The following is a 17,011-nucleotide window of genomic DNA, read 5'->3' as shown; positions in this document are numbered from 1 at the left end:
TACCTCAACCCCCAGCCGACCTGGGAAGTTGAGGCCGGATTTCCCATCAAGGGGAGATCACGCGGACGCACGGTGACGGCCAAGCGATACCCCGTCATCCTTCGATTCACCCCAGGAGCCCCCGAGTGAGCAAGCGCACCTTCCAGCCGAACAACCGTCGTCGCGCGAAGACCCACGGCTTCCGGCTGCGGATGCGTACCCGCGCCGGCCGCGCCATCCTGGCGACCCGCCGCGCCAAGGGCCGTACCAACATCTCCGCCTGATTCGCATCTAAGGGACTGCAGTGCTGCCCTCCGAGAATCGGCTGCGGCGGCGCCAGGACTTCGCGACCGCGGTCAAACGCGGTCGTCGGGCCGGTCGGCCCCTGCTGGTGGTCCATCTCAACAGAGATGGGCAGCCAGGGGGGCAGACCGACCGGAACAGCGACTCCCGCCCGCACGTCGCCGAGGGGCTTCCTTCGGCGCGTGCGGGTTTCGTCGTGAGCAAGGCCGTCGGTCCGGCGGTCGTGCGCAATCTGGTGAAGCGGCGTCTACGTCATCTGGTCCGTGAACGTCTGTCCGGGCTGCCCGCAGGTAGCCTGATCGTGGTGCGCGCACTGCCCCAGGCCGGGGCGGCCACGTACCACGATCTCGAACAGGACCTGGACGCGGCGCTGCGGCGGTTGCTCCGGGCGGAGCCGACCGGCGGCGCGCCGACGGGAGCGGGGCGATGAAGTACCTGCTGATGGGGCTGATCAGGCTCTACCAGTGGACCATCAGTCCCTTGCTCGGCCCGGTCTGCCGCTACTACCCGTCGTGTTCGCACTACGGGTACGAGGCGGTGCGGTCGCACGGTGCGATCAAGGGCAGCGGGCTGACCGCCTGGCGCATCCTGCGCTGCAATCCCTGGTCCCCCGGTGGGGTCGACCACGTACCGCCGCGTAGGCACCCGGTGTGGCATCGCCGGCTGCGCGATCTGCTGAGCCCCACGAGCGGGACCGCCGAGCCGGAGCCGGTGGCGAAGCCCGATGTCCAAGGAGTCTGACCGGTGACCTTCGGTTTTCTGAGTCCCCTCTACACGATGGTGTCCTGGATCATCGTCCAGTTCCACTCGCTGTACAGCCACGTCTTCGACCCGAACGGTGGCTGGGCCTGGGGTCTCGCCATCGCCTCGATGGTGGTCGTCATCCGGATCTGCCTGATCCCGCTGTTCGTGAAGCAGATCAAGGCGACCCGGGCCATGCAGGCGATCCAGCCGAAGATGAAGGCCATCCAGGAGCGCTACAAGAACGACAAGCAGCGCCAGTCCGAAGAGATGATGAAGCTGTACAAGGAGGCGGGTACCAACCCGTTCTCCAGCTGCCTTCCCATCCTCGTGCAGGCGCCGTTCTTCACCGCGCTCTACGGTGTGCTGGCCTCGGTCGCCAACGACAAGACCATCGGTGTCATCACCCCGACGCTGCTGAACAGTGCCCAGCAGGCGCACATCTTCGGTGCCCCGCTGTCGGCCACCTTCCTGGGCAGCAGCGAGGTCAGCGTCAAGATCGTCACGGCCGTGATGATCATCCTGATGTCGCTGTCGCAGTTCATCACCCAGCGCCAGCTGATGACGAAGAACATGGACCTCACGGTCAAGACGCCGTTCATGCAGCAGCAGAAGATGATGATGTACATCTTCCCGATCATGTTCGCCGTGATGGGCATCAACTTCCCGGTCGGTGTGCTGGTCTACTGGCTGACCACCAACGTCTGGTCGATGGGCCAGCAGCTGATCGTGATCCGGAACAACCCGACGCCGGGCAGCAAGGCGTGGGACGAGCGGCAGGCTCGCCTGAAGAAGGCCGGCCGGCTGAACCCGGACGGCTCGGTGAAGAAGGCCGGCCTGCTGTCGCTGGTCTCCGGGGGCGGCAAGGGCTCGTCGTCGGCCGCCAGCACCGCCGAGGAAGCCGTCCAGGACGCCGTGCAGGCCCGTCGGCAGCAGCCGAAGAAGCTGACCAAGGCCCAGCGCCAGCAGGGCGCGGGCGGCACGTCGGCCGCCGGCGAGGCGGAGAGCGTGACCGAGGACGCCAAGCCGAGCCTGGAGAAGTCCGGGTCGGCCGAGGCCAAGCCCGCGGCCGCGAAGCCGACGGCGGCCAGGAGCGGCCAGCGCCAGCAGCCGAAGCGCACCGGGCAGCCGGGTGGCCAGCGGCCGAAGAAGAAGCCCTGACCGGTCCGATCCTGGCCGTAACGGCCCACTGATCTTCGTTCGCGGCCCCACCCGAGGGCCCATTCCAGAAGGAGTCCACCAGTGACGGAAGGCACCACCGCCACCGAGAGCTCGTCCGCCGACAACCTCGTTGCCCGCCTCGAGCAGGAGGGTGACATCGCGGCCGACTACCTGGAGGGTCTGCTCGACATCGCGGACCTGGACGGTGACATCGACATGGACGTCGAGGGCGACCGCGCTCTGGTCTCCATCGTCGGCGAGGGCAACGACCGCTCGCTGCAGCGGCTGGTCGGCCAGGACGGTGAGGTGCTGGAGGCACTCCAGGAGTTGACCCGGCTGGCCGTGCACCGGGAGACCGGTGAGCGCAGCCGCCTCATGCTGGACATTGCGGGGTTCCGGGCGCGCAAGCGGTCGGAGCTGGCGCAGCTGGGTGCCGAGGCGGCCGAGCAGGCGAAGTCCTCCGGTGAGCAGGTCAAGCTGCGCCCGATGACGCCGTTCGAGCGCAAGGTGGTCCACGACGCGGTGGCGGCGGCGGGTCTGAGCAGCGAGTCGGAGGGCGAGGAGCCCCAGCGTTGCGTGGTCGTGCTGCCGCGCTGACGCGCCGCAGCCGGTCGGTCCGACGACCCCGTCCGCCTCGTGCGGGCGGGGTCGTCGTCCGCTCGGGCCCGCCGGACGGCCGGGCTGAGTGAGCGTCATGAGTGCGCTGTTTCACGTGAAACGGCTCCTGCGTGACACAGTGGTTGCCAGCGTGGGCGGTGCAGACGGTGAGCGGAGAGGCAGAGATGGAGACGGACGGCGTGGAGACCGAGGGCACTCCCGAGGAGGGCGGGCCGGAGGGTCTTCCGGAGGCTCCGGCGGTGGCCCAGGAGATCTTCGGGGACCGGTACCCGATGGCCGTGCGCTACACCGAGCTGCTGGCCACGGCCGGTGTGCAGCGCGGCCTGATCGGCCCCCGGGAGGTGCCCCGGCTCTGGGACCGGCACGTGCTGAACTGCGCGGTGCTGGCCGAGCTGCTGCCGCCCAACGCCTCGCTCTGCGACGTCGGTTCGGGCGCCGGGCTGCCCGGCATCCCGGTGGCGATGGCCCGCCCGGACGTCTCGGTCACCCTGCTGGAGCCGCTGCTGCGCCGGACCACCTTCCTGGAGGAGGTGGTCCGCGAGCTCGGCCTGGACAACGTCACGGTGCTGCGCGGCCGGGCCGAGGAGATGATCGGCAAGCTCGCGGTGGACATCGTGACCGCCCGCGCGGTGGCCCCGCTGGACCGGCTGGCGGGCTGGGGCCTGCCGCTGCTCCGGCCGTACGGGCAGATGCTGGCGCTCAAGGGGGACACCGCCGAGCAGGAGCTGGCCGACTCGCGGTCCGCGCTGACCAAGCTGGGCGCGGTGAAGTGGTCGGTGCTGGCGGTCGGTGAGGGCACCCTGGAGACCTCGACCCGGGTGGTCCGGGTGGAGGCGGGGGAGAGCCCCGGCGGGGTGAAGGCGGCGACCCGGCGGGCCAAGGCGGCCCGGGCCGGGCGCGGCAGCCGGTCGGCCGAGGCCGGCCGGAGTGGCGGTCGGCGCCGCCGCTGAGCCGATCCGGCCGGGCCGTCGTTGCGGCCGGCCGGAGCAGTGGACTGACGGAGCGGGTACCCGGACGGGTGCCCGCTCCGCCGCGTCCGGGGCCGGTCGGAGTGTCGCACCGTCAGATTTCCGACATTGTGGGCATGGTGTTTCACGTGAAACGTCGCTCCCTGCTTTCCGGAATCCTCGGCCGCAGCCGGATGGTGACTGTTGCCGCTCCGGTTTCACGTGAAACACTGACCCCCATGCAGGACTCGGAGACCATCGACCAGGTCGATGACACGCCCATCGCACGGGCCGCCATGGCCGCGGTGGCGGCTGCCGGACGGGCCGGTGAGGGGCTGCCCAGGCCCGCCTCGACCCGGGTGATCGTGGTGGCCAACCAGAAGGGCGGGGTGGGGAAGACCACCACCACCGTCAACCTCGCCGCCGCACTGGCCATGCACGGGCTGCGCGTCCTGGTGGTCGACCTCGACCCGCAGGGGAACGCCTCCACCGCGCTCGGCATCGACCACCACGCCGATGTGCCGTCGATCTACGACGTGCTGGTCGAGGGCAAGCCGCTGGCCGACGTGGTGCAGCCGGTCCGGGACGTGGAGGGGCTGTTCTGTGTGCCCGCCACCATCGACCTGGCCGGCGCCGAGATCGAGCTGGTCTCGCTGGTGGCCCGGGAGAGCAGGCTGCAGCGCGCGATCACCGCGTACGAGCAGCCGCTGGACTACATCCTGATCGACTGTCCGCCCTCGCTGGGCCTGCTGACGGTCAATGCCCTGGTGGCGGGTCAGGAGGTGCTGATCCCGATCCAGTGCGAGTACTACGCGCTGGAGGGCCTGGGTCAGCTGCTGCGGAACGTCGAGCTGGTCCGGGCGCACCTGAACCCGACGCTCCACGTCTCCACCATCCTGCTCACCATGTACGACGCCCGGACCAGGCTGGCCGCCCAGGTGGCCGAGGAGGTCCGGACGCACTTCGCCGAGCAGGTGCTGAACACGGCGATCCCGCGCTCGGTCCGGATCTCGGAGGCACCCAGCTACGGACAGACCGTGCTGACCTACGACCCGGGCTCCACCGGGGCGCTCTCCTACCTGGAGGCCGGGCGGGAACTCGCCCTGCGGGCGGTCGGGGCGGCGACGGACGGATTCGCGGTACCCGCGGTGGGGCAGCAGCGCAACGGCGCGGCGGCTCCGATGGCACAGCACGGCGGCACGATGGAGGACAACCGGTGAGTGGTGGGCGCAGGGGCCTGGGACGTGGGCTCGGGGCACTGATTCCGGCGGCGACGCCCGCGACCGGGGCCACCGTGGCCCCGGCCAGGCCGGGGACGGCGCCGGTCCAGTCGGCCGGTGCGGTCTCCCCGGCCGCGGTGCCGGTGCTGCCGACCGACCGGGGCACGGTGGCCGCCAAGGTGGCGGCCGAGATCGCCCGGGACCAGTCGGGACTGCCGCGGCGCAGCGTGCTGGAGGAGGCGCTCGCCCCGGTGGAGGGTGCCCGGTTCGCCGAGCTGCCGCTGGACTCGATCGTGCCGAACCCGCGGCAGCCGCGGGAGGTCTTCGACCAGGACAAGCTGGCCGAGCTGGTCGCCTCCATCAAGGAGGTGGGTCTGCTCCAGCCGGTGGTGGTCCGGCAGACCGGTGCGGACCGCTACGAGCTGATCATGGGCGAGCGGCGCTGGCGGGCCTCCCGGGAGGCGGGTCTCGACCTCATCCCGGCGATCGTCCGGGCCACCGATGACGACAAGCTGCTGCTGGACGCGCTGCTGGAGAACCTGCACCGGGCCGAGCTCAACCCGCTGGAGGAGGCGGCCGCCTACGACCAGCTGCTGCAGGACTTCTCCTGCACCCACGACGAGCTGGCCGACCGGATCGGCCGCTCGCGCTCGCACGTCTCCAACACCCTGCGACTGCTGAAGCTCTCGCCGACCGTGCAGCGCCGGGTGGCCGCCGGGGTGCTGACGGCGGGTCACGCCCGGGCGCTGCTCGGGGTGCCGGACGCGGAGCGGCAGGACCAGCTGGCCCGGCGGATCATCGCGGAGGGGCTCTCGGTGCGGACCACCGAGGAGATCGTCGCGGTGATGGACCGGGACGAGAAGCCGCAGCGCCCGACCGGACCGAAGGCGGGCCGGCTGCTCTCGCCGGCCTTCAACGACCTCTCGGAGCGGCTCTCGGACCGTTTCGAGACCCGGGTCAAGGTCGAGGTCTCGCAGCGCAACGGCAAGCTCGGCAAGGGCAAGGTGGTGTTGGAGTTCGCCTCGGTGGAGGACCTGAACCGGATCCTGGACAGTCTGGCGCCGGGTGACGAGGGGCTCCGGCTGTCCGGAAGCTGAGGCCGCCGGCGGCCCGGGTTGCCGGTCGGTTCCGATGGGTGCATGTTTCACGTGAAACATGCACCCATCGTCGTTCGTCGTACGGGGGAGAAGCCGGTCGGTGGTGACGGTCCGTCGGGGGGCCGCGGAGGAGGGATGAGTCATGGGGCGCAGGATCGCTCCGCTGACGTTGGACAACCTGGGGGATCTGCCGCTGCCCTGCCGCTCCTGTGTCTTCTGGGAGCTGGATCCGGTCAGTGCCAGGGTGGCCGAGGAGAGCGGGAAGCCGGAGCTGGAGAAGGAGGGCTGGATCTCCGCGGTCCTGCTGGAGTGGGGGTCCTGCGGCCGGGTGGTCTACGTGGACGAGCTGCCGGTGGGCTACGTGCTCTACGCCCCGCCCGCGTACGTGCCGCGGTCCTCGGCCTTCCCGACCAGCCCGGTCTCGCCGGACGCGGTGCAGCTGATGGTCAGTCGGCTGCTGCCCGGCTACCAGCGGCAGGGGATCGGCCGGGTACTGGTGCAGACCGTGGTGAAGGACGTGGTGGGCCGGGGGTTCAAGGCGATCGAGGCGTTCGGCGCGGCCGGCCGGGAGACCCCCAGCTGTCTGCTCCCGGCGGACCACCTGCGGGCGGTCGGCTTCAAGACCGTCCGGCCGCACCACCGCTACCCCAGGCTGCGGCTGGAGGCCCGCACCACGCTCTCCTGGAAGGGCGACGTGGAGGTGGCCCTGGAGCGGCTGCTCGGCGGGGCCAGGGGCGGGCCCCGGAAGGAACCGGCGCTGCGGCCGTTCTGACGGCGTGCTCTGGCGGTGTGAAAGGTCTGGCGGCATGTGAAAGAGGGGCCCCTGTGGAGGGGCCCCTCTTTCCGTGCGGTGCGAGCTGAGGACTAGATGTACTCGGCCAGCTCGCGGAGCAGCGCCGCCTTCGGGCGGGCGCCGGTGATGCTCTTCACCAGCTCGCCGTTCTGGTACACGTTCAGCGTCGGGATGGAGATCACGCCGTAGGTGGCGGCGGTGCCCTGGTTGGCATCGACGTCGAGCTTGGCGATGGTCAGCTTGTCGCTGTGCTCGGTCGCGATCTCCTCCAGGATCGGGGCGACCTGGCGGCACGGGCCGCACCAGGTGGCCCAGAAGTCGACCAGGACGGGCTTGTCGCTCTTGAGAACCTCGGCGTCGAACGTCGCGTCGGTCACGGTGATGGTGGCGCCGGCCACGGGAGCTCCTAAGGGTCAGAACGAGGTGGTGCTGAGAAGAACAACGGCGGAGGCCGTTCTGTTTCTTGCGGCGCTCCCCGTTTCGCCGGAGTGGCCCGAAAGGGCTGTTTCACGTGAAACGGGGAGCGGGAGAGCTGGCGGTGCGGCGGTGCGGGTCAGACCGCGACGGCCACGGCCTGGGTCTCCAGGTCGTCCAGCGCGGCCAGGTAGCGCTCGGCGTCCAGGGCGGCGGAGCAGCCGGTGCCGGCGGCGGTGATCGCCTGGCGGTAGGTGTGGTCGACCACGTCGCCGGCGCCGAAGACACCGGGGATGTTGGTCCGGGTCGAGGGGGCCTCGACCTTGAGGTAGCCCTCGGCGTCCAGGTCCAGCTGGCCGGTGAACAGGTCGGTGCGCGGGTCGTGGCCGATCGCGATGAACAGGCCGGTGACCGGCAGCTCGCGGGTCTCGCCGGTGGTGGTGTCCCGCAGGGTGACGCCACTCAGCTTCGGGTCGCCGTGGATCGCCTCCACCGCGCTGTCCCAGGCGAAGCTGATCTTCGGGTCGGCGAAGGCCCGCTCCTGCATCGCCTTGGAGGCGCGCAGGCTGTCCCGGCGGTGGATGATCGTGACCGACTTGGCGAACCGGGAGAGGAAGGTCGCCTCCTCCAGCGCGGTGTCGCCGCCGCCGACCACGGCGATGTCCTGGTCGCGGAAGAAGAAGCCGTCGCAGGTCGCGCACCAGGAGACGCCGCGGCCGGAGAGCTTGTCCTCGTTCGGGAGGCCGAGCTTGCGGTGCTGGGAGCCGGTGGTGACGATCACGGCGCGGGCCCGGTGCACGGTGCCCTCGGAGTCGGTGACGGTCTTGATGTCACCGGTGAGGTCGACCGAGACGATGTCGTCCGGCACCAGCTCGGCGCCGAAGCGCTCGGCCTGGCCGCGCATGTTGTCCATCAGCTCGGGGCCCATGATGCCGTCCCGGAAGCCGGGGAAGTTCTCGACCTCGGTGGTGTTCATCAGCGCGCCACCGGCGGTGACGGCTCCCTCGAAGACCAAGGGCTTGAGGGAGGCTCGGGCCGTGTAGAGGGCTGCGGTGTAGCCGGCCGGGCCTGAGCCGATGATGATCACGTTACGGACGTCGCTCACTGCATCTCCTGGTTCGCATCGCGACCCGCGCTTTTGCGGGGAGGGCGGTCCTGCTCCGCCGCCCGGGACAACGATGCACCAGTGTCGCTCATTCCCAGGTGCCGTTGCAGCAGGCGCTCGCAGAGTGGTCGTCCGGATGGGACGAGCCGACCGGGTCGGAGCGGACGGTCGGAGCGGACGGAACTACCGGGCGGGGACGGTGCGGTGCAGTCGTACCCGGCAGTCGGCGGTCACCAGGTAGACGTCCAACTGGTCGGCGGAGAGCGGGTAGACCAGGGCGGTGACCTGATCCGGGCCGAACGTGCCGGGGGCGGTGAGCACTGGCCTGCCGGGTGCGGTGGCCGGGCAGGGAGCGGATGCGGACATCATCTCGGACTCGGGGTTGGACCCGGCGCCGAGTGAGGGCGCCTTGACGGTGGAGTCCGCCGGGCCCTGGCCGTTGGTCCTGGCCGTGGTGCCCCGGGCCAACAGGCGGATCTGACCGGCCAGTTCGGCGTCGGTGAAGACCAGAGACCCGGCGGCCGCGGCCGGCTGCTTGGCGGCGGCGCCCGCCGCCGTGCCGGTGTCGGCGCCGGAGGTCGCCGACTGCTGGCTGAGCAGGGTGCCGCCCAGGCCCAGGACGGCGAGGCAGGCGGCGGTCGCCAGCAGCGCACGGCCCCGGCGCCGGAGGCGACGGGCCGGCCCGGCCGGGCGTCGGGTGAGCGGTGCGTCCGGGTCGGCGGCGGGAGTCACCGGGACGGCCGCCTCGACCGCGAGCGCGGCGTCGATCCGGTCGCCCAGTTCGGCCGGCAGCGGCGGGAAGTCCTCCACCGAGCCGAGGAGTTCGCGGACCTCGGCCAGTGCGGCGTAGGTGTCGGCGCACTCCGCGCAGTCGGCCAGGTGGGCCCGCAGCAGCGGCAGTTCGGCCGGGTCGGTGAGGTCCTCGGCCAGGTCGGCCAGCAGCTCGACGTCGGGGTGGCCGGCCTCGGTCCAGGAGGGGGTCATCGTGGTGTCACGTCTCCTCTCAGGGCCTGGCCGGGGAGTGGCGGTGATGGGACGGATCGCGGGCCGTCCTGGTTCCCAGCGGTGCTTCCGGGCGTGCCGGTTTCACGTGAAACACCGTCAGCGGCAGCGGCGTCCGACGGTGTTTCACGTGAAACGGTGCGCAGGTGCCGGACCAGCGGCAGCAGCTTGGCCCGCCCCCGGGCGCACCGGCTCTTCACCGTGCCCACCGGTACGCCGAGCAGCTCGGCCGCCTCGGCGACGCCGTACCCCTGCATGTCCACCAGCACCAGGGCGGCCCGCTGCTCGACCGGGAGTGCGGCCAGCGCGGCGGTCACCTCCCGCTGGAGCTCGGCCCGGACCACCAGGGTCTCGGTCGCCTCGGCGCTGCCGAGCAGCGCGTCCAGCCGGTGCTGCTCGTGGTCCAGCGGGGTGGCCGGACGGCTGGCGGCGCGGCGGGCCCGGTCCAGGCAGGCGTTGACGACGATCCGGTGCAGCCAGGTGGTGACGGCCGAGCGGCCCTGGAAGGTGTGGGCGGCCCGGAAGGCGGAGACCAGGGCGTCCTGCAGGGCGTCGGCGGCCTCCTCGCGGTCGCCCAGGGTGCGCAGGGCGACCGCCCACAGGCGGTCCCGGTGACGGTGCACCAGGATGCCGAAGGCGTCCGGGTCCCCGGCGGTGTGCCGGGCCAGCAGGGTGGCGTCCGGGATCTGCTCCGTCATGGTCGCCCCCTCTCCGTCAGCTGGTGACCTTCACCTCGGCGATCTTGCCGCGGTACTGATTGTCGGAGCCATCCTTGGGGAGACCGGTCAGCCAGAGCAAGAGGTAACGGGTGCTGAGTGCGCTGCCCGGCTTCAGCTCGACCGTGCTGCCGGTCTGGGTGGCCACCGCTGTACCGAGGCTCTCCAGGCCCGCCTTGCTGGTCTCGGGAGTGCTGCCCGCCGGTGCGGCCCGGAGCTCCACCTTGGTGGTGCCGGCGAACTGGACCTGGACCGAGCCGACCTGCTGGACCGACCCGAGGTCGACGAGGAGTCCGGTACCGGCTTTGTAGGCGCCACCCAGGTCCTGGTTGTACCCCGAGGTCTGCCAGCTGGTGGCGAGGTCACCGTCGTAGGCCAGCTGGGTCTCGCCGGCGTGTTCCGGTCCGTCGCCCAGCGGGTTGAAGGAGACCACTCCGGCGATCGCGACCGGCTTTCCGGCCGGGGCCACCGGAGTGGCGCTGCCGCCCTGGCTGGGCGGCGGCTGGACCTGCCCGTCCTCGCTGTTGCGTTCGGTCTTGTTGAGGGTGCTGACGAGCTGCCAGGACGCCACCCCGATGGCGGCCAGGGCGACCAGCGAGGCGGTCACCCGGATCAGCCGGCGCAGCCGCGGGCGGCTCGGCCGGGCGGGGGCGGTCGAGGTGACCACCGTGGCCGGGCCGTCGGCGAGCCGGATCTGCGGGCGGGGCTGCTGCGGCTGCGGGCGCGGCTGCGGCCGGGGCGGCGGGGTGTAGGCCGGCGGCTCGGGCTGCCGGATCTTCGGCATCAGCGCGATGGCCCTGGCCAGTTCCTCCGGGGTGGTGATCGGGTCCTGGTGGTGCGGCGGCTGCTCGCACAGGGCCCGGGCCGCGATCTCGGCCAGGCCCTTGTGGACGCCCGCCCTGACCTGGTCCGGGGGGACGCAGCCGAGGCTCTTGGGCAGCCCCTGCAGGTCGTACCGGTCCTCGGGGTAGGGCCAGCGGTGGGTCAGCGCCGCGTACAGCAGCGCGCCGATCGCCCGGGTGTCGGTGAGCGCGGCATCGTCGGCGGGCAGCCCACGCAGCGCGGCGTCCACCGCGATGCCGTTGATCCGGTACTGCCCGCTCTCGGTGCGCAGCACGCACCTCGGGGTGAGCCGCAGGTGGGCCTGGCCGCGCTTGTGGGCGGCCGCGATCGCCTCGGAGACCTGACGGACCATCTGGTACGCGTCGTACGGCTCCAGCGGCCCGTCGGCGAGCAGTTGGGCGAGATCGGCGGCGCCGGGCAGCCACTCCCGGATCACGTAGACGTGGTCGCCCTCCTGGACCGCGTCGAGCACCTGGACGAACCGCGGGTCGCCGAGCAGGGCGGCGGACTTGGCGGCGGCCAGCACGCCGCGGGCGCGCTGGTGCCCGGCGGCGAGCAGGTGGACGCCGACCGCGCGGCGGAGCTTCTCGTCGACCGCGCGCCAGCTGCTGAAGAACTCGGACTGGGTGGTGCACTCCTCGAGCCGGTAGCGGTCGGCGATCCGGTCGCCGCTGTGCCGGTCGGGGGCGGGGCGGAGCAGCGGGAGCTCGCCGGTCGGCTGGTCCAGGGTGGCGGCCGGGTCGAACTCCGGCTCCTCCTCGGCGATGTCGGCGGCGGGCTGGGCGGCGGGCTCGTCCTCGGCCTCGTCGTCGGCCGGTACGGCCTCGTCGGCCGGGCCGGACTTCGGCGTCCGGCCGGTGAGTTCGGCGGCGATCTCGGCGGCCGACAGGGGGGCGGTGGCCTCGGCGGCGCTCTCCGCCGTCGGTTCGTTGGCCGGGGTCTCCCCGGCTGTGGTGGCCGGTGCCGTCTCGTCGTCCGTCACGGACGTGCCGACAACCGCCTTGGTGCCATCAGCCACCGTTGTCCTGCCTCCCCTTGTGTCGCCCCGGGTCCCGGAAAACCGGCCGTCCGTCCGGCCCCTGGGGGCGGCAGCGTGCCAGGACAATTGTGCCCACTCTTCCTCCCCTGCTACGACCGTTGGGTGGTCCGGCTGGTTGCGTTCCGGTTGCGACCGTCCGGCCCGACTCCGGGCGGTGGTACGCGGCCTGAGGGAGCGGAGGGTCCGGGCTGACGCCGGGTCAGCGGCCGAGGCGGCTGCGCACCATACCGATCATCGCGTTCAGCTCCTCGATCCGCATCCGGCGGGCGATCAGGCCGAACACGGTGAGCTGCAGTCCGCCCGCGAGCAGGACGGTCAGCACCGCGCCTGCCCAGTCGCCGAGCCACCCGGTGAGCAGGTCGTTCAGCAGCAGACTGGCCGCCAGGCCGAGGACGGCGGCGGGCAGCGAGGCGATCGCCAGCCGGATGTAGGTCTTGGCGATCCGTCCGGTGTCCAGGCCGCCGACCTTCGCCTTGAGCTTGGGTACGGCGACCGCGACGCCGACCGCGTAGGAGAGGCCGTAGCCCAGTGCCATCCCGGTGACCGCCCACTGGGCGGGCAGCACGAACCAGCAGAGCACGGCCGTGACGGCCTGGCAGAGGGCCACCCAGAGGGTGTTGGAGAACGGGGTCCTGGTGTCCTCGTACGCGTAGAAGCCGCGCAGCAGCACGTACTGGACGGAGTACGGGATCAGCCCCAGCGCGAAGGCGGAGAGCATGTAGCCGACCGCCGTGGTGCTGTGCGCGACCGAGCCGCCGTTGCCCAGGCCGTAGATCGCGCTGCCGATCACCGGGCCGAGCGCGAGGAAGAGGAAGGCGGCGGGCACGATCGCCACCGCCGAAGTGCGCAGCCCGTACGAGAGGTCGTCCCGGACCGCTCCGGCGTCGCCGTCGGCGGCCGAGCGGGAGAGCCGGGGGAGCACCGCGCTCATCACCGAGACGGTGATCACGGCCATCGGGAGCTGCCAGATCAGCAGGGCGTTGGAGTAGGCGGCCAGGCCGACCCCGAGGTGACCGGTCTTCTCGGCTGCCGCGCCGGCCGCGGTGGCGAGCTGGGTGATCACCAGGAATCCGGCCTGGTTGGCGAGCACGAACAGGAAGGTCCACTTGGCCAGCCGGGCGGCCTTGCCGAGGCCGTGGCCGCGCCAGTCGAAGCGCGGCCTGAAGTGGAAGTCGGCGGCCCGCAGGTACGGGACCATCGAGAGCGCTTGCAGGGCCAGGCCGATCAGGGTGCCCAGACCGAGCAGCCGGATGCCCTCGGGGGAGACGGTGGCCGGGGTGACCTCGGTGCGCTGGAAGGTGCCGAAGACCCAGATGTACATCCCGAACGTGAAGATCACCACGATGTTGTTGAGCACCGGGGTCCACATCATCGCGCCGAACCGGCCCCGGGCGTTCAGGATCTGACCCATCACCACATGGATGCCCATGAAGAAGATGGTCGGCAGGCAGTACCTGGCCAGCGCCACCGTGGTGTCGGCGCTCGCGGGGTCGCGCATCAGCGAGTGCGAGATCAGCTGGACCAGCAGCGGGGCACCGAGCACGGCCAGGAAGGTGACCCCGGCCAGGCCGGCCATCACCAGGGTGAGCAGCCGGTTGGCGTAGGCGGTGCCGCCGTCCTCGTCCTGCTTCATCGCGCGGACCAGCTGGGGGACGAACACCGCGTTCAGCGCCCCGCCGCCGATCAGGATGTAGAGCAGGGTGGGCAGCGTGTTGGCGGCGTTGTACGAGTCGCCCATGGTGCCGACGCCGATCGCGGCGGCGATCACCATGGTGCGCAGGAAGCCGGTGCCCCGGGAGACCAGGGTGCCGGCGGCCATGATCGCGCTGGAGTTGACCAGACTGCCGACCTTCCCGCCCGACGGCTCGGGGCGCTGCTCCGCCACTGGCTCGGCCGGCGGCTCGGCGGACGGCTCGGGGCCGGCCGTCTCCGCCTCGGAGAGCGGCGGGTCGAACTCGATCGGCGGGACGAACGGGCGGGGCTCCTCGGCCTTCGCCAGCAGGGTGTCCACACCGACGTACTCGGGGGAGCCGGCCGGCCCGGTGGCGTCGCCGGTCGGCGCCTCGGTGGCGGCCACGACGGGCCAGCGCGGGGTGGGCGCGGTCAGGCCGGTCTCGGGCTCGGGTTCGGTCTCCGACTCGGGCTGCGGCGGCCGCAGCTGGAGGGTCTGCGGGTCGTCCTGGGTGGCCTGCTGCTGTGGCAGCGCCGGGGTCCGCAGACCGTACGGGTCGGGCCCGGCCCCGCTCGGGAACGGGTCGGCGGCGTACGGGTCCTGGGCGTAGGTGTCCGTCAGGTACCAGTCGGCGGGCTGCTCGGCCGCACCGTCCCGGCCCGCGGCGGCGCGACCCTGCTCACGACCCTGTGCTCGCTCCTCGCGCGGCCCGCTCATGCCACCTCATCGATGTTCGGGTAGGGCCGCCCGGAAGGGGCCGCCTCAGTGCCCCACCTTCTCATCACCGGGGGCGTGTTCCACGGCAGCTGCGCCGGTCTCCTCCGCCGCGCCTCCCTCATCCTCCGGCCCGTCCTCCGGCTCGTCATCCGGCTCGTCATCCGGCTCAGCGGCGCGCTTGCGGCGCTGCAGGGTGAACCGGAGCGCGGCCAGCAGCATCAGCACCACGCCGCCGCCGATCACGTACAGCACGCCGGAGGTGACCGAGGTGACCTCGACCGTGAAGACCACCGGCTCGCCGTACGCCTGCGAGGGGGTGCCGGTGGTCATCAGCTGGGCGGTCATCTGTACGGGGCCGTTGTTCCGGGCCTTGGCCGGGAAGCGCAGGGTCAGGCTGGTGGTGGCCTCCAGCAGCACGTTCTGCGGGAGAGCCACGTTGACCCGGTTCGGCTGACTGGAGCTCAGCTTGACCTGGAGGTTGCCGACGGCCTGGTTGAGGTCGTTCTTGACGCTGACCAGGACGGTGCCGGTGTCACCTGCGAGGGTGACCGTGCTCTTGGGGGTGAGCTTGACCGCGCCGGTCAGGCTGACCAGATAGCTCTGCACGCCGGCCCGGTAGGAGCTGCCCTCCGGGGCCTGGTCCCGCCACGCGGTGGACATCGAGCGGACCATGGCGGCGCTGAACGGGCCGCGCACCCGCTGCGGCTGGGTGAGGACGGACAGCAGCTGGTCCAGCCTGCCCTGAATGTCCATCACCTGACCGAGCGTCGCGGCGGACAGCTCGCTCGCGCGCAGCCGCTGCGGGTAGTCGGCCGGGGCGGGGACGGCGGTGTTGGCCTCCGGGTCGGCCGGCGCGGTGGCCACCGTCTGGAGGTTCGCCAGTTTGGCCCAGCCGCCCTGCTGGGCCAAGCTGACCGCTTCGGCCAGCGCACCGGCGGAGGCGGCGGTGAGGTTGCGGGGCGGCAGCACCAGCAGGGTGCGGGGGGTCTCCGGGAGCTGACGGTTGATCATCATGGTCTCGGCCAGGAAGCGCTGGACGGCCCCGGTACGGGCCTGCGACGAGGCTAGGTCCGGCTGGAACAGGTCGGAGACGGTCGAGTCGGCGACCACGGCGGTCTGCCCGTTGCCGATCGGGCGGGCCGCGCTCGGGGTGTGGTTGAGCGGGGCGTCCGAGATGCTCGCGCTGGTGGTCAGCACCAGGTTCTCCCCGGCGGTCCGGGCGGTGGCGGCGATCTGCTGGTCCAGGTAGCCCTGGTAGGGCCAGGCGACGTCGGAGCGGGCGTCGGCCGACAGCCGCCCCTCGGCCGTCACCTCACCGGCCGTACCGGCCTTCCGGAGCGCGGCCTCCATCCCGCTCAGCCCGGCGCCGTTGTGCGCGATCGAGGCCAGGTCCGGGTCGGCGTACGGCAGCGAGACCACCTGGCTGCCCGCCGTGGCCACCGCGGTGCGGAGCTGCTTCAGCCACTCCGTCGCGGCGTCCTTGCCGGTGCCCGGGACGGTGTTGCTCTCCTTGGCCGGCTCCCCGGCGGTGTTCGGCTTCTGCACCCGGTACGGCTTGGTCATCGCGAACACGGTGTCCAGCAGGTCCGGGTCGATCACCCAGGTCAGCCCGGGCAGCTGACCGCCGGTCTTCACCAGCTGGTGCAGCCGCCCGCCCTGGGCCAGCTCGGTGGCCAGGTTGTCGTCCCGCAGCACCGGCACCGGGTCGTTGTCCTGCATGGTCTGGGCGACCAGCTCGGGCGTGTGGGTGATCGGCCAGACCACCGCGAGCTGGGTCGGGTGGGGGATCGCCTCGCTCTTGTACGGGAGGAAGGTCCGGGCGATGCCGAGGGTGTGCGGGGAGTCCTCGTCCGGGGTGACGCCGGCCACGTCCACCGCCAGCTCGTACACTCCGCCCTTGCCGACCTTGAGATCGGCGACCGGGACGTCGACGGTGTACGGGCTGCTCTGCCCCGCCGCCAGCGTGCCCAGGCCCTTGCGGCTCGCGGCCACCGGGCTGCCGTCCGCGGGGGCCGGCTCACCGCGCCGGGCGATCTGGTCGAGGCCGCTGCGGGTGCGCACCGCCCCGGCCGACTGCTGCCGGATGCTCACCGTGACGTCCTTCAGCGCGGCCTGACCGGAGTTGGTGACCACTCCGGTGACCGCCACGGTCTTGCCCGCCTCCGCCACCTGGGGCGTGACCGAGTCGACGGCGACGACGGCCGGGTACTCCGGGGCGGCGGCGACGAAGCCGGCCGGTGCGGCCGCGGCGGGCACCACCCCGGGGACCAGGACGGCGCCGAACGCCAGCAGGCCGGAGAGCCGGCTGGCCAAACGGCCCGATCGGGTGCGGGTTGCCGTACGCGGACCCGACTGCCGTACCGGCTCAACCACGCGTTTCGACCTCGTCGTTCTGGATCGGGTTGGAACTGCTTCGGTCCTTGGCAGGGGGACGCCGCGGCGGCGGCCGACGGCCCGGGCCGGGATCTCTCCACCGGCATGGTAACGAGGCCGGTGGCGCGGTGGTGTTGCGGGCCTGGGGCTGACGGGGGAAAAGGTGGCGACGGCGGGGCGGGGTGGCCACGTACCCTTGTGAGCCGTGTCCACTGTCAATGAGTCCAGCGCCAGTCCGTCCAGCACCGACGCCCGTGCCGCCGCCCCAGGG

16 protein-coding genes are annotated in these 17,011 nt (G+C 72.1%); 9 read left to right on the top strand and 7 right to left on the bottom strand.

Features of this window, described 5'->3' with window-relative positions; translation table 11 throughout:
- Positions 1-125: 125 nt before the first annotated feature.
- The 9 genes from rpmH (at position 126) to F4556_RS16920 (ending at position 6,838) form a co-directional block, all read left to right on the top strand.
- Entirely contained in the window at positions 126-263 is a 138-nt protein-coding gene (gene rpmH, locus F4556_RS16960; RefSeq protein ID WP_035799375.1) for a 50S ribosomal protein L34, read from the top strand.
- A 20-nt stretch (positions 264-283) separates the two neighbouring features.
- Positions 284-712, top strand: coding sequence for a ribonuclease P protein component (rnpA, locus tag F4556_RS16955; protein WP_184916457.1), 429 nt, complete (start codon positions 284-286; stop codon positions 710-712).
- A complete protein-coding gene (gene yidD / locus F4556_RS16950; RefSeq protein WP_057228590.1) occupies positions 709-1,023 on the top strand; it encodes a membrane protein insertion efficiency factor YidD in 315 nt (104 codons plus the stop codon). The genes rnpA and yidD overlap by 4 nt, the downstream gene beginning before the upstream one ends.
- A 3-nt stretch (positions 1,024-1,026) precedes the next feature.
- Positions 1,027-2,184: a membrane protein insertase YidC gene (gene yidC / locus F4556_RS16945; RefSeq protein ID WP_184916454.1), complete on the top strand. Its 1,158-nt coding sequence runs from the start codon at positions 1,027-1,029 to the stop codon at positions 2,182-2,184.
- 81 nt (positions 2,185-2,265) lie between these two features.
- Positions 2,266-2,781, top strand: a complete 516-nt coding sequence (locus tag F4556_RS16940) for a Jag family protein (protein ID WP_184916451.1) — start codon at positions 2,266-2,268, stop codon at positions 2,779-2,781.
- A gap of 185 nt (positions 2,782-2,966) precedes the next feature.
- Complete coding sequence (rsmG, locus tag F4556_RS16935; RefSeq protein WP_184924701.1) at positions 2,967-3,752, top strand: 16S rRNA (guanine(527)-N(7))-methyltransferase RsmG; 786 nt, start codon at positions 2,967-2,969, stop codon at positions 3,750-3,752.
- A 191-nt stretch (positions 3,753-3,943) separates the two neighbouring features.
- The gene (locus F4556_RS16930) at positions 3,944-4,969 is read left to right on the top strand and encodes a ParA family protein (protein ID WP_376775792.1); all 1,026 of its coding nucleotides are present in this window, start codon (positions 3,944-3,946) and stop codon (positions 4,967-4,969) included.
- Entirely contained in the window at positions 4,966-6,066 is a 1,101-nt protein-coding gene (locus tag F4556_RS16925; protein ID WP_184916446.1) for a ParB/RepB/Spo0J family partition protein, read from the top strand. The genes F4556_RS16930 and F4556_RS16925 overlap by 4 nt, the downstream gene beginning before the upstream one ends.
- A 142-nt stretch (positions 6,067-6,208) precedes the next feature.
- The gene (locus F4556_RS16920) at positions 6,209-6,838 is read left to right on the top strand and encodes a GNAT family N-acetyltransferase (RefSeq protein ID WP_184916443.1); all 630 of its coding nucleotides are present in this window, start codon (positions 6,209-6,211) and stop codon (positions 6,836-6,838) included.
- A gap of 92 nt (positions 6,839-6,930) precedes the next feature.
- On the opposite strand, the gene trxA is transcribed toward F4556_RS16920, so the two are convergent.
- The 7 genes from trxA to F4556_RS16885 form a co-directional block, all read right to left on the bottom strand.
- Complete coding sequence (gene trxA / locus F4556_RS16915) at positions 6,931-7,257, bottom strand: thioredoxin (protein WP_184916440.1); 327 nt, start codon at positions 7,255-7,257, stop codon at positions 6,931-6,933.
- A 155-nt stretch (positions 7,258-7,412) separates the two neighbouring features.
- Positions 7,413-8,378, bottom strand: a complete 966-nt coding sequence (gene trxB, locus F4556_RS16910) for a thioredoxin-disulfide reductase (RefSeq protein WP_184916437.1) — start codon at positions 8,376-8,378, stop codon at positions 7,413-7,415.
- A gap of 183 nt (positions 8,379-8,561) precedes the next feature.
- On the bottom strand, positions 8,562-9,362 hold the full coding sequence (locus F4556_RS16905; protein ID WP_184916434.1) for an anti-sigma factor family protein: 801 nt from the start codon (positions 9,360-9,362) through the stop codon (positions 8,562-8,564).
- Positions 9,359-10,078, bottom strand: coding sequence for an RNA polymerase sigma factor SigM (gene sigM / locus F4556_RS16900; protein WP_184916431.1), 720 nt, complete (start codon positions 10,076-10,078; stop codon positions 9,359-9,361). Before sigM ends, F4556_RS16905 begins: the two co-directional genes overlap by 4 nt.
- Before the next feature lie 16 nt (positions 10,079-10,094).
- Complete coding sequence (locus F4556_RS16895; protein ID WP_313068333.1) at positions 10,095-11,957, bottom strand: protein kinase family protein; 1,863 nt, start codon at positions 11,955-11,957, stop codon at positions 10,095-10,097.
- 220 nt (positions 11,958-12,177) lie between these two features.
- The gene (gene murJ, locus F4556_RS16890; protein ID WP_184916428.1) at positions 12,178-14,367 is read right to left on the bottom strand and encodes a murein biosynthesis integral membrane protein MurJ; all 2,190 of its coding nucleotides are present in this window, start codon (positions 14,365-14,367) and stop codon (positions 12,178-12,180) included.
- A 45-nt stretch (positions 14,368-14,412) separates the two neighbouring features.
- Positions 14,413-16,680 carry a DUF6049 family protein gene (locus F4556_RS16885; RefSeq protein WP_184916425.1) on the bottom strand — a complete coding sequence of 756 codons (2,268 nt, stop codon included), beginning with the start codon at positions 16,678-16,680 and terminating at the stop codon, positions 14,413-14,415.
- Positions 16,681-17,011: the final 331 nt, after the last annotated feature.

The organism is Kitasatospora gansuensis, assembly GCF_014203705.1.
Lineage (GTDB): Bacteria > Actinomycetota > Actinomycetes > Streptomycetales > Streptomycetaceae > Kitasatospora > Kitasatospora gansuensis.
Note: the sequence above shows the minus strand (reverse complement) of the source record. Positions and strands in the feature narration are given on the sequence as shown.